Annotated in this window: 10 protein-coding genes; 5 read left to right on the forward strand and 5 right to left on the reverse strand. The window is 72.5% G+C overall.

Annotated elements, in window-relative coordinates; all coding sequences use genetic code 11:
• Positions 1–110: 110 nt before the first annotated feature.
• Entirely contained in the window at positions 111–1,235 is a 1,125-nt protein-coding gene (locus tag AB0F62_RS41260; protein ID WP_361811560.1) for a DUF916 domain-containing protein, read from the forward strand.
• 255 nt (positions 1,236–1,490) lie between these two features.
• On the opposite strand, the gene AB0F62_RS41265 is transcribed toward AB0F62_RS41260, so the two are convergent.
• Positions 1,491–2,006: a VOC family protein gene (locus tag AB0F62_RS41265; protein ID WP_361811563.1), complete on the reverse strand. Its 516-nt coding sequence runs from the start codon at positions 2,004–2,006 to the stop codon at positions 1,491–1,493.
• Positions 2,007–2,354: 348 nt separating this feature from the next.
• Here AB0F62_RS41265 and AB0F62_RS41270 point away from each other — a divergent pair, with 348 nt between their 5' ends.
• The 3 genes from AB0F62_RS41270 to AB0F62_RS41280 all read left to right on the forward strand — a co-directional run bounded on the left by AB0F62_RS41270 (position 2,355) and on the right by AB0F62_RS41280 (position 5,183).
• Positions 2,355–2,669, forward strand: coding sequence for a hypothetical protein (locus AB0F62_RS41270; protein ID WP_361811566.1), 315 nt, complete (start codon positions 2,355–2,357; stop codon positions 2,667–2,669).
• 279 nt (positions 2,670–2,948) lie between these two features.
• Positions 2,949–3,893 carry an RNA polymerase sigma-70 factor gene (locus tag AB0F62_RS41275; RefSeq protein WP_361811569.1) on the forward strand — a complete coding sequence of 315 codons (945 nt, stop codon included), beginning with the start codon at positions 2,949–2,951 and terminating at the stop codon, positions 3,891–3,893.
• Between the two features lie 93 nt (positions 3,894–3,986).
• Entirely contained in the window at positions 3,987–5,183 is a 1,197-nt protein-coding gene (locus tag AB0F62_RS41280; protein WP_361811572.1) for an FAD-dependent oxidoreductase, read from the forward strand.
• A 182-nt stretch (positions 5,184–5,365) separates the two neighbouring features.
• Here the strand turns inward: AB0F62_RS41280 and AB0F62_RS41285 are convergent, their stop codons facing one another.
• From AB0F62_RS41285 to AB0F62_RS41300, 4 genes are all read right to left on the reverse strand, one after another.
• Positions 5,366–6,373 carry a DUF1259 domain-containing protein gene (locus AB0F62_RS41285; protein ID WP_361811575.1) on the reverse strand — a complete coding sequence of 336 codons (1,008 nt, stop codon included), beginning with the start codon at positions 6,371–6,373 and terminating at the stop codon, positions 5,366–5,368.
• Between the two features lie 307 nt (positions 6,374–6,680).
• A complete protein-coding gene (locus tag AB0F62_RS41290) occupies positions 6,681–7,097 on the reverse strand; it encodes a hypothetical protein (protein WP_361811578.1) in 417 nt (138 codons plus the stop codon).
• 347 nt (positions 7,098–7,444) lie between these two features.
• Positions 7,445–10,042 (reverse strand): rifamycin-inactivating phosphotransferase, encoded by a 2,598-nt coding sequence (gene rph, locus AB0F62_RS41295; protein WP_361811581.1) that lies wholly within the window; start codon positions 10,040–10,042, stop codon positions 7,445–7,447.
• Positions 10,043–10,691: 649 nt separating this feature from the next.
• Positions 10,692–10,913: a hypothetical protein gene (locus AB0F62_RS41300; protein WP_361811584.1), complete on the reverse strand. Its 222-nt coding sequence runs from the start codon at positions 10,911–10,913 to the stop codon at positions 10,692–10,694.
• Between the two features lie 206 nt (positions 10,914–11,119).
• On the opposite strand from AB0F62_RS41300, the gene AB0F62_RS41305 reads away from it, so the two are divergent.
• Positions 11,120–12,136: a DNA-directed RNA polymerase subunit alpha gene (locus tag AB0F62_RS41305; protein WP_361811586.1), complete on the forward strand. Its 1,017-nt coding sequence runs from the start codon at positions 11,120–11,122 to the stop codon at positions 12,134–12,136.
• Positions 12,137–12,296 lie beyond the last annotated feature (160 nt).

Genomic DNA, 12,296 nt, shown 5'->3' on the forward strand with positions numbered 1-12,296 from the left:
CGGGCGGCGTCCGTACATGGCCCAGGCCAGGCCCACGCCGAGCACCATCACCAGCATCGTGGCGCCGGTGACGGCCGCGGCACCCATCGGCGGACCAGGAGAACCCCGACATGCACCCGTCCGCACCGCGCCGCACGACGCCCCTCGCCCGCACCGCCGTCCTGGTCCTGCTCGCGGCCCTTGCCCTCGTGGGCCTCCACGCGGGCCCCGCCCGGGCGGCCGACGGCGACGTCACCTGGACGGTCAGGACGGCCGCGAACGGGTTCGGCGACGACCGGTCCAGCTACAGCTACACCGCGAACCCCGGCGGACAGGTCAAGGACGCCATGGTCGTGGCCAACCGCAGCACCACGCCGCTGCGGCTCGCGCTCTACGCCTCCGACGGCTACACCACCGACACCGGGCAGCTCGACCTGCTCACCAAGGACAAGAAGTCCGTCGGGATCGGCGCCTGGGTCCACGCCGACCGCGACAGCGTGGAGATCAAGCCCGGCAAGACAGCCGAGATCCCCTTCACCGTCACCGTCCCGGACAACGCCACCCCCGGCGACTACGTCGGCGGCATCCTGACCTCGCTCAAGCAGTCCGACGAGGCCCAGGGCATCAACGTGGACCGCCGTCTGGGCATCCGGGTCAAGCTGCGGGTCAGCGGCGCGCTCAAGCCGAAGCTCGCGGTCGAGGACCTCCACGTCGACTACGGCGGCCCGGCCAACCCCTTCGGCTCGGGCGACGCCACCGTCACGTACACGATCCACAACACCGGCAACGCGATGCTGTCGGCGCGCCAGTCCGTCTCGGTGGCCGGTCCGTTCGGATGGCTGCGGGCGAAGGCCGGCGACATCCCGGCGCCGCCGGAGCTGCTGCCCGGGGAGAGCTGGAAGATGAAGGTGCCCGTCCACGGCGTGGCACCCGCGGTCAGCCTGACCGCGACCGCCACCCTCACCCCGATGCTCACCGACGCGTCGGGCTCCATCACCCCCTTGGACCCGGTCGAGGCCACCGCCCACGGCTGGGCCGTCCCCTGGGTCCTGGTCCTGCTGCTCGTCCTCCTCGCCGCTGCCGTCGCCGCCGCGATCGTCCTCACGCGCCGCCGCCGCGCGCGGCGCAAGCAGCGCGAGGACGTCCGCGTGCGGAACGCCGTGGAGCAGGCGCTCCGCGAGCAGGGGACGCAGAAGACGGAGAAGTCGGAGACGGCGGAGACCGCGCAGAAGGCGGAGAAGACGCAGCAGGGCTGACCGCGGCCCGGGCCCCCGGCCCCCGGACACCCGGGGGCCACCCGGCTCCTCAGCCCGCGCGAGCGGTCCGTTGGTTCCGGGCCCCGGCCGGGGCGCGGAGCGGCCGGGCGGCGGGGCCGGGGGGAGTGGCTCACGCCATCGCCCCTTCCGCGCGCCGGGCCGGGCGAGGGCCGTCGGCTGATCGCCCGCCCGTTCGGCCGACACGACGGCCACGCGACGGCCATGGTGCCGCCGCGTGGGCCGGTGCCACCGGTGTCAGAGGATGTACTCGCCCAGGGCGTAGCCCTTGGGCTCCGTGATCAGTTCGATGCGCAGTCCGTTGGGGTCGGCGAGGAACATGCTCGCCGCGACCTCGGTCGGGAAGAGCGCGTACGGGATCTCCCGCTCGTCGAGGCGGCCCTTCACCGTCGCGTAGGCCTCCTCCGTCACCGCGAGGGCGATGTGGTGACTGGCCCCGATCGCCTCCGCGTACTCGGGGTGGGGGTGGCCCGGGAAGTCGAAGAACGCGAGCATGTTCTCGCCGCCCATGTCGAAGAAGAAGTGGGTCGACCCGGGGTAGTCCCGGTTCTCGATCAGATCCACCAGCGGGAGTCCCAGCACGTCCCGGTAGAAGAGGATGGTCTCCTCGACGTCCCGGGCGATGAACGCGGCGTGGTGGACGCCCTGCGTCATGGGCTTGATCCGCTCCGCGGCCGGAAGGAGATACCGGTCCCTGAGCTCCGCCTGGCGCTCCAGGAGGGCCTTCAGTTCCTCACCGTCGGGCTGTGCCATGGTCGTACTCCTCTTCTCGGCGGGCCGCGCGGGTGCGATGCCCGGGGCGGCGGGTGCGGGTGCGTGCGGCGGGTGCGGGCGTGCGCCGAGGTGCGCGGGGGCCCTGCGGTTCCGCGGCCCGGCCGGCTTCGAGCGCCCGGCCGGGGCCGGCTCGTGCCGGCACCCGGTTGACGCTTCAGCGACCATAGAGGGATCTATTTGACGCGTCAAGAAAAAGGCGGAGCGGACGCCGTCCGGATGCCGGCGGCGAGGGCGCGGCGCCGCTGAGTAGCCGTACTCATGCGCGACCCGGACCGGGACGGGACGCTGGATCCGTTGGGTCGCGGACGATCGCGAGGCGGGGGAGCGGTGGCGAGTACGAAGCGCACGGAAAGGCCGTCGGCCGGCCGGCAGATCGGGCTCGGCCTGGCACTGCTCCTGATGGACCTCCTGGTGATCGCCTGGCTGCTGTACGGCTACGCGATGACGGGGTGGGCCGACGCTTACGACGACGCCGACGCACAGGACGCGCCGCGGGCGGCACGGCAGGCGATGTGGTTCCTGACCTGCGGCGCCGTGGTCACCGGCGGTGGCCTCCTGGCCCTGCGATGGCGCATCTGCGGCGTCCTGCAGCTGCTGGTCCTGGGTGGCGGAGCGGTGGCCTTCGCCCTCGCGGCGCGATGACACGCGCCCGGCCCGCGTCAGGTGAGGGGATCGGCCGGCGGGGTGTCCGTCCCCGCCGTCCCCGCCGTCCCCGCCGTCCCTGCCGCTCCCGCGGCTCCCCTGGGCGACGAGCCGCGGCGAGAGGCGGCAGGAGAACCCCGTACGGGCCCCGGCCCCCTGCGTACACCGCCCTCCCCGCGCCCGGGCCGGGGGACAAGACCGGCCGGGCGGCACGGGCCGGGCGGTCCGGGCCCGCAATGCGGCGGCCGTGGCGCGCCGCGGCGGGCTAGGATCCGGCCCATGGCCCTGACCCTGCGCGACGTGGACCGGTTCGAGGCGTCCAGGCCCCGCCTGGAGGCCGTCGCCTATCGCCTCCTCGGCTCCGCGAGCGAAGCGGAGGACGCCGTGCAGGAGACGTTCCTGCGCTGGCAGGCCGCCGACGTCGACCACATCGAGGTCCCCGAGGCCTGGTTGACGAAGGTCCTCACCAACCTGTGCCTCAACCAGCTCACTTCGGCCCGCGTGCGGCGCGAGGCCTACGTGGGCCAGTGGCTCCCCGAGCCGCTGCTCGCGGGGGACCCGATGCTCGGCCCGGCCGACACCGCCGAACAGCGCGAGTCGGTCTCGTACGCGGTCCTCGCCCTGCTGGAGCGCCTGAGCCCCAACGAGCGCGCGGTGTACGTGCTGCGGGAGGCCTTCGCGTACCCGCACCGGGAGATTGCCGAGATCCTCGACATCACCGAGGCCGCCAGCCAGCAGATCTTCCACCGCGCCAAGAAGCACGTCGCGGACGGCAAGGCCCGTACCGAGATCGACGAGGCCGCCGCCCGGCGGATCGTCGACGAGTTCCTCGCGGCCGCCACCAGCGGCCGGACCGAACCCCTCGTACGGCTGCTCACCCAGGACGCCGTCTCGATCGGTGACGGCGGCGGGAAGGTCCCCGCCCGCGCCAAGGCGTTCGAGGGTGCCCTCGCCGTCGCGAAGTTCCTGCGGGGCCTGTTCAAGCCCGCCGAGTCCAAGCGCGCCCTGGTCGGCGGCTCGCCCGAGGTCCACGCCGCGACCGCCAACGGCGCCCCCGCCGTCGTGGTGGTCGTCGGCGGCCGGGTCATCGGCGTCATGTGCCTGGAGGTCACCGCCGAGGGCATCGCCGCCGTCCGCAGCCAGGTCAACCCCGACAAGCTCGAACGCGCGACGCGGCGATGGGCGGCGGAAGACCGCGGCGAACCCCTGTTCCACGCCTTCTGAACCCGATGTGAGGTGCTTCACATCGCGCTCCTGTCAGGAAACCGCGGGCCGTCCGGTTCAAGTGGCGAATCCGCTCAAGACAGGAGTCAGGAAATGCAGCACCGCATCGTCGTCCTCGGAGCCGGATACACCGGAGCCATCGCCGCCGGGCGCCTCGCCAGGCGACTGCACCGTGAAGACGTCACCATCACCCTCGTCAACGCAGAGTCCGACTTCGTCGAGCGCGTCCGGATGCACCAGCTCGTGGTCGGCCAGGACCTCAAGTCCCGCCCGCTCGGCGAGATGTTCGCGGGCACCGGCGTCGAGCTGAGGGAGGCGAAGGTCACCGGCGTGGACGTCGACCGCAGGGCCGTCGCCGTCCTCGACGCCGACGGTGCCGGGGAGTTGGCGTACGACACCCTCGTGTACGCCCTCGGCAGCGGCTGGAACGACCAGGGCGTTCCCGGCACCGCCGAGCACGCCTACGAGATCGCCGGCCGTCCCGGGGCGCTCCGCCTGCGCGAGCGCCTGGCCCGTCTGGACGCCGGGCAGTCCGTGGTCGTCGTAGGCGGCGGCCTCACCGGCCTGGAGGCCGCGACCGAGATCGCCGAGGCCCGCCCGGATCTCGACGTGGCGCTCGCCGCCCGCGGCGGCCTCGGCGACTGGCTCTCCCCGAAGGGCGGCCGGCACCTGCGGCAGGTCTTCGGCAGGCTCGGCATCACCGTGCACGAGAACGCCGCCGTCACCGAGGTGCACGCCGACCGCGTCACCACCGCCGACGGCACGTCCCTCCCGGCCGCGGTCACCGTGTGGACCACGGGCTTCGCCGTCCACCCGATCGCCGCGGCCACCGCCCTGGAGGTCACCGGCACCGGCCAGATCGTGGTCGACGGGACCCTGCGCTCGGTCTCGCACCCGGACGTGTACGCCATCGGCGACGCGGCCCTGGCGATGGGCGCGGGCGACACGCCGCTGCGGATGTCCTGCGCCTCCGGTACCCCCACCGCGTGGCAGGCCGCCGACGCCATCGCGGCACGGCTGACCGGCGGCAAGCTCCCGAACGTGCCGCTGCGCTACTTCAATCAGTGCGTCTCGCTGGGCCGCAAGGAAGGCCTGATCCAGTACGTCACCGCGGACGACCGGCCCGTGCGCGCGGTCCTGACGGGGCGGATCGCCGCCGTCTACAAGGAGCTGGTCTGCAAGGGCGCGGCCTGGGGCGTCGCCAACCCGACGCTCGGGGTCCCGACCCGGCGCCGCCGCGTCGTACGGCAGCAGGACCGGTCGGCCGCGGCCGTCGGGACGCCCGCCTGATGTGCCCGGCGCGGCGCCCCGCCCGCTGTGGCGCGGGGTCCGCGCGGCGACGATCGCCCGCCGCCGTCCGCCTCGCGCGGACGGCGGCAGGGGCCGTCGAAGTCTCCACAACTGCGCCCGGCCCTCGGGGCCGAGCCGGCACCCGTGTCGGTGAGGGCCGCGGACGGGTGCCGGCCGGGCGGTCAGCCGATGGAGATGGCCATCGGCTTGACGTTGGTGGCGTCCAGCGCGGGGCGCAGCGCCCGGGCGAGCTTGACCGCGTCGCCGACGGCCCAGAAGTGGACGAAGAACAGCCGGGGTTCGTCGTTCAGCCCGTGGTTGTGCAGCTCGACCAGTTGCATGCCGGCACGCCTCAGGGCCGCGAGGCACTCCTGCACCTCTCCGGCGATCATGGCGCAGTCGCCGCTGATCGCGGCCCGGCCGTCGCCCAGCGGCTGGAAGTTGATCGCGCTGGTGGATCCCAGACCCGGCGGCAGCACCATGTGGCCGTCGGTGATGGTCTCCCGGCGGACGAAGGTGTTCTTGTAGACCCCGTCGTCGATGCCGCCCTTGACGCCCAGCGCGTCGTCGATGCCGGCGGTGTCCATGTCCAGGGACCGCGGCAGGATGTGGGTCGGGCGTTCCGGGGGCGGGGTCTCGGTGCGGTCGAGCGCCGCGCGCAGGTTCTTGGCGATGGCCACGGGGTCGTCGCCGTGCGCGTGGACGTGGAACCACCAGATCTCGGGGGACTGCGAGAGCAGGTGCTTGTGGATCGCGGTCTGCTCGATCCCACGCTTGTGCAGCTCGTCGGCGAACCCCTGCATCTCCTTCTCGGTGACCACCACGTCGCCCATCAGCAACGTGTTCCCGTCGGCGTAGCGCACGAAGGACACGTGCGAACCCAGGGCGAGCCCCGGTTTGACGGTGACGCCCTGCGAGACCACCTTGAGGTCCCGGCGTGGCAGGCCCGTGTGGTACAGGAAATCGCGCCTGATGTCGCCCGTCCGCCCCATCGCGACGGCGACTTCCTTCCATTCCGCCAGAGAGGTGTGCACCGGCATGACCGGTGCGTGCTGCTTCCCCTTCGGCGCTCCGGCGGGCGCGCACCCGGACATCGCCCCCGCCAGCATCGGCGCCAGAGTGGCGGCGGCCAGCACGCCCCGCCGTGACGCCCCTCGCGGGTGGGTGTCCTGCTGTCGGTCCTCAGCCATCATGTGTGCCTCCTGACGGGATGGAAGCACGGAGGGCCGCGGACAGCCTTGAGCACCGCCAGCACTGCGGCCAGGTGGGTGAAGCGGTCGTCGGCAAACGGGTGAGGCCGGCGGCCGGAGCGGCCGGTGTGCCCGGTTCCGCCGCGTCCGCGGCGCCTCCGGCCGGGACACGCGGTGCGAGGCGGTCGGCCACACGGACCGGGCGCCGCGTCGGCGTCCGTACCCGGCCGTCCCCGCCGGGCGGCGGAGGGGCGGACGGCGGCGTGCCGCCGTGATCACCCCTCGGGCTCCCCGGCCCGTGGGCGGGTCATCGCCCGCGCCGGAACTTCCCGGTGACGAGACCGCGGTCATCCGGAGCCAGCCGAGCCTGGTACCACGACTCCTCCGCCTCCTCCGCCGTGTGATCCGCCTCCGCGAGGGATACCCGGAAGTGGGCCCGCCACTTCCCCCAATGGAGTTCGACGAGCCAGGAATCCTCGCCGAGGCGGAAGACCGTACGGCCGGGCGTGCCGTCCCGCCCGGCCGAGTACGTGAAGGGATGCACGGACGGAAGATGTGAGCGAGTGAGCTCCGACGCCAACTCCCTGGCCTGCTGCCTGCCTTGCTCGGCGTGATGGACGGAGGCCGGCCTCCAGTGGCGGAAGTGGCCGCCGACCTCCGAACCGAGGGACTCGTAGGCCGCGGAGTCCTCTTCGACGAGGACGTACCAGAGCGATGGATTCACGATGGGCAACCTATCGACGTCGAAGGCGTGGTGGACGCCCACCCCGGCCGCCGAGCGGAACCCGGGCGTCGTGGACGTCTCCGCACGCGGGCGGGGTCGTCCTCCGGTGAGGCCGGACGGCGGGCGTCGCCGCTCCCCGCCGCCCCCGCCGCCACCCGCCGCCCTCGACCGGGCAGCGTCCGGAGGACGGAGTCCATGGCGCCATCCCGCTGCGTGAGCGGCTGTCGACCTGGGCCGACGGCGGCGACGTCCGGGACGAAGTGCTCAAACGCTCCCACTGAGCGGCGGTCCGGCCACGACCGCGTGGCCGGACCGCCGCGACGAAGGGGCCATCTCGCGGTGGTCGGTCAGGGCAGGATCTCGACGTACCCGTCGGTCCCGTGCACGCGGATCCGCTGCCCGTCCCGGATCCGCCGGGTGGCCTGCTCCACGCCCACGACGGCCGGCAGGCCGTACTCCCGCGCGATGACCGCGCCATGGGTCATCAGGCCCCCCACCTCCGTCACCAGGCCCGCGATCCCGACGAACAGCGGCGACCAACTGGGGTCGGTGTAGGTGGTGACCAGGATGTCGCCCGCCTCGAGATCGGCCTCCGCGATGTCGAGGATGACGCGGGCCCTGCCCTCGACGGTCCCGGCGGAGACCGGGAGGCCGACGAGTGCACCGGCCGGCGCGTCGTCGCGCCGGTACGCCCCGTTGACGGCCTCGCCGTCCGAGGTGAGCACCCGGGGCGGAGTGAGCGCCTGATACGACCGGAACGCCTCCTTGCGCCGCCGGATGAGCTCGTCGTCCACCCGGTGCGAGCGCGCGACCTCGTGGAATTCCCCGAACGTGAGGTGGAAGACGTCCTCCCGGTCGCTGAGCACCCCGGCCCGCACGAGGCGCTCGGCCTCCGCCAACAGGGCCCGCTTGTAGACGAAGTAGCGGCTGACGATGCCGTACTTCGGGTACTCCCGGTACCCGATGAAGGTTCTGACCCGGTCGATCATCCGCTTGGTCTCGTCGGCCTTCCGGTCCCCGTCCGGCAGGGCCCGCAAGCGTGACAGCACGTCCAGTTCCTTCTGCCGTGCCTTCCGCCGGCCTTCCTCGAAGCGCCGCTCGGCGGCCCCCGGTTCGAAGTTCCTGACGTTGTCGAGGATCACGGGCACGAGCGTGGTGGGGCGCTCGCGCCAGCGCGGCCTCGTGATGTCGATCTCGCCGACGCAGCGCATGCCGTACCGGTCGAGGTAGTCCTCGATGGCGTCACGCGCCTCGGTCCCGCCCGCCAGCTTCGGCAGCTCGTCCAGGAAGGCGTCGTCCTCGACGCCCCGCAGGAACGCCACCACCTCCGGCCGCGCGCGGATCACGTCCGCGACGTCGAGCAGCGCCAGTCCCATCTCCGACGTGATGTTGTCGGGGGCGGACAGCGTGAGCGTGTCGGCCGCGTTCTTCTCGCCCAGCCACTCCTGCAGCTTGTCGTTGAGCCACCAGGTGGCCTCCATCCCCGCCATGATCGCCCGCATGTTCAGCGGATCGCCGAGGACCCGCTTGTGCTCCTCGAAGGCCTCCAGCAGGAAGTCGAACAGCGCCGGCCCGGTCTTCGTCCGGATGTCCCGCTCCAGGGCGGCGACGGACGCCTGACTGCGCTCGATCAGCGCGGTGACGATGGCCGGATCGGTCTCGACCGGGGCGGGCGCGCCGCCGGCCGGCGGCCCGCCGGGTCCCTCGTCCGGAAGCGACGGGACGAAGCCCTCACGTTCGAGGACGGTCTCCAGCGCGTCCCTGACCAGGGGATCGCCCTTCCCCATGACGTCCAGGAGGGCGGCACGGCTCGCGGGCGAGGCCAGCCGCCGGGTGGCGTCGACGAACAGCCTCCCCCCGGCCGCGTGCATCGGCGCCATGGCCGTCAGCTGCCACATGGAGAGCCCCAGCGGCTTCATGGCGTCGGTCATCATCTGCTGATGGCCGACGGAGACGTAGACGTGGTTCTCCTGGTCGCCGGCCTCGGGGATGGGGAACAGCGTCGTGATCGGCCTGCTCTGAACGATCCGGAAGTCGTCGTCGGCCAGGCACCATTCGATGTCCTGCGGGCGGCCGAAGTGCGCCTCGATCCGCCGCCCGAGCCGCACGAGCCGCACGGCCTGCGCATCCGTCAGCGCCGGCTGCTCCCGCCGCCGCGAGTCGATCGCCACCTCCCGCGTACCGCCGCCGGGCAGGGCGTGAACGGCACGCCGCTTGGCGGCGATCGTCCTGGCGACGACCTCGCCGTCGCGCACCGTGAAGACGTCCGGGTTGACCAGGCCCGAGACCAGGGCCTCGCCGAGGCCGAAGCCGGCGTCCACGGTGGCGACCGTCCGGTTGCCCGTGACGGGGTCGGCCGTGAACAGGATGCCGGCCGCCTGAGGGAAGACCATCCGCTGCACGACCACGCCCATGTGGACCGTACGGTGGTCGATGCCGTTCCGCCGGCGGTAGGTGACGGCCCGCTCGGTGAACAGCGAGGCCCAGCACCGGGTGACATGGCGGAGGACCGCCGTCGGCCCCACGACGTTCAGGTAGGTGTCCTGCTGGCCGGCGAAGGAGGCGGTCGGCAGGTCCTCGGCCGTCGCGCTGGATCGGACGGCGCAGGCGGCCTGCTCGCCGAGCCGGGCGAGCGCGCCGGTGATCTCCGCCGCGAGATCGTCCGGGATGGCGATTCCTTCGACGGCCCCGCGAATCTCCGCGCTGAGCGCGCGGATCGCCTCCCGGTCGTCCGGGTCCAGGCGCGACAGCCGGTCGAGCCGATCGCCGATCGACGGTAGGTCCGCCATGATCCGCCGGAAGGCGTCCGTCGTCACGCAGAAGCCGGCGGGCACGCTGACGCCCTCGATCCGCGACAGCGCGCCCAGGTGCGCGCCCTTGCCGCCGACCACCGCGACCTGCGTCTCGTCGACCTCTCGAAGATCCAGCACGTACCGCACGGTCATCGCGATCCCTCCGGGGCAGCCGTGTCCCGGTGCATCGCGGTGGCCGATCGCGGCACCGGCGCCTCCCGCTCCGCCGAAGCTCCTGTCGGGCGCTTCCTCGACTCGGGCCGCCCTCTCCCCGGCGAGTCCGCCACCGGTCCGACGTCACCGCGTCCCCCGTACGTCGACAGCACACGCACGTCGTGCCCCCATTTCCGCAGGTTGTGGCCTTGGCCGACGATTCTGCGGCACTCCCGGGGCCTTGCCGCAAGCCCCCCGGTGCGCTATACGTTGGGAGAGGCAAGGAGATGGATCTCCTTGCCTTCGTCTTTTGCCGCCCGTACGGGTCCCTTGGCGAGCAGCGCGTCGACAGGCCACTCCGGAGGGGCGAGTACACGCCTCCGACACGTGGGCGGCAGACGGCTGCTCGGGGCACGGGCACGCATGCCCGAGCGGGCTCCTGTACCTCCTCGAACGGGAAGGGCTCGTTCTCCCCGAAGTCCGGAGCCTTGAAGGGGTTCGTTCGCCCAAGAGGGCCATGCCGCGGCGGCGCGGCTCCCAGAGGCTCCCAGGCCGTCACCCGGGCACCCCAGATGGCGCCGGGGGTGCCCCCACGCTGCGTTGGGGCACCCCCGGCCGAAGGTTGGGGGAGGGTATGTGACGACCGGCTCTAGAGCTTGGTCATCTTGGCGTACGGGCTCAGGATCCGTATCTGCGCGGAACCGAAGTCCACGAGCACCGCGGGTCCGTCGTCGACGCCGATCACCCGGCCGAGACCGTGAATGTCGTGTGTGACCTGGTCGCCCACGGCGAAGTGCTTGGGAGCCGGTGCGACCGGGGCCTTGAAGGGGCTGGTGGGCAGATGGCGCTTCGGCGCGGCAGGCTTTGTCATTGCCCCCAGTATGCACCCACGAAATGCGTCGGTGGCCGGTTCCGAGGGCCGGCGGCAGCCGATCGTCGGACTCCGCCCCGGCGGGGCCGGCCCCGCCGACCGCCGGCGGCCGGGCGGGTCAGCCTCGCGGGAGGCCGAACCACACGTACTCTTCGTGGTGTCTACGGCGTCACATAGCGGGCGCCAAACACTGGAGGCAATACCCCGTGCTGATCGCTCAGCGTCCGTCATTGACCGAAGAGGTCGTCGACGAGTTCCGTTCCCGGTTCGTGATCGAGCCGCTGGAGCCGGGCTTCGGCTACACCCTCGGCAACTCGCTCCGCCGCACTCTCCTCTCCTCGATCCCCGGTGCCGCTGTCACCAGCGTCCGGATCGACGGCGTCCTGCACGAGTTCACCACCGTGCCGGGTGTCAAGGAGGACGTCACCGACCTCATCCTCAACATCAAGTCCCTGGTCGTCTCCTCGGAGCACGACGAGCCGGTCGTGATGTACCTGCGCAAGCAGGTCCCGGGTGTGGTCACCGCCGCCGACATCGCGCCCCCGGCCGGTGTCGAGGTACACAACCCCGACCTCGTCCTGGCCACCCTGAACGGCAAGGGCAAGCTGGAGATGGAGCTGACCGTCGAGCGCGGTCGCGGCTACGTCTCCGCCGTCCAGAACAAGCAGCAGGGCCAGGAGATCGGCCGCATCCCGGTCGACTCCATCTACAGCCCTGTGCTCAAGGTCACATACAAGGTCGAGGCGACCCGTGTCGAGCAGCGCACCGACTTCGACAAGCTGATCGTCGACGTCGAGACCAAGCAGGCCATGCGTCCCCGTGACGCCGTGGCCTCGGCCGGCAAGACCCTCGTGGAGCTGTTCGGTCTCGCCCGCGAGCTGAACGTCGACGCCGAGGGCATCGACATGGGCCCGTCCCCCACGGACGCCGCCCTCGCCGCCGACATGGCGCTGCCGATCGAGGAGCTCGATCTCACCGTCCGCTCCTACAACTGCCTCAAGCGCGAGGGGGTTCACTCGGTCGGTGAGCTCCTGGCACGCTCCGAGGCCGACCTGCTCGACATCCGCAACTTCGGTGCGAAGTCGATCGACGAGGTCAAGGCGAAGCTGGCCGGCCTGGGCCTGGCCCTGAAGGACAGCCCGCCCGGATTCGACCCGACCGCCGCCGCCTTCGGCGCCGACGATGGCGGGGACGCGGGTTTCGTGGAGACCGAACAGTACTGAGGTGCTGAACGCCGCGCCGGGTCGCCGGACGTGGACGTCGCAGGGCCCCACCGCACGCGGTGGGATGATCATCGCCTTGGCAGGTGCGGGCATCGGTGGCCTCCTCCCCAGGGGCCGCGGGGCGGCGACCCGACTCCATGGTCGCGCCGCCGCCCGCCGT

Source organism: Streptomyces sp. NPDC026673 (genome assembly GCF_040638135.1).
Lineage (GTDB): Bacteria > Actinomycetota > Actinomycetes > Streptomycetales > Streptomycetaceae > Actinacidiphila.

Coding starts and splice junctions, on each gene's coding strand:
- AB0F62_RS41260 (WP_361811560.1), top strand. CDS start 111: ATGCACCCGTCCGCACCGCGCCGCACGACGCCCCTCGCCCGCACCGCC.
- AB0F62_RS41265 (WP_361811563.1), bottom strand. CDS start 2,006: ATGGCACAGCCCGACGGTGAGGAACTGAAGGCCCTCCTGGAGCGCCAG.
- AB0F62_RS41275 (WP_361811569.1), top strand. CDS start 2,949: ATGGCCCTGACCCTGCGCGACGTGGACCGGTTCGAGGCGTCCAGGCCC.
- AB0F62_RS41280 (WP_361811572.1), top strand. CDS start 3,987: ATGCAGCACCGCATCGTCGTCCTCGGAGCCGGATACACCGGAGCCATC.
- AB0F62_RS41285 (WP_361811575.1), bottom strand. CDS start 6,373: ATGGCTGAGGACCGACAGCAGGACACCCACCCGCGAGGGGCGTCACGG.
- rph (WP_361811581.1), bottom strand. CDS start 10,042: ATGACCGTGCGGTACGTGCTGGATCTTCGAGAGGTCGACGAGACGCAG.
- AB0F62_RS41300 (WP_361811584.1), bottom strand. CDS start 10,913: ATGACAAAGCCTGCCGCGCCGAAGCGCCATCTGCCCACCAGCCCCTTC.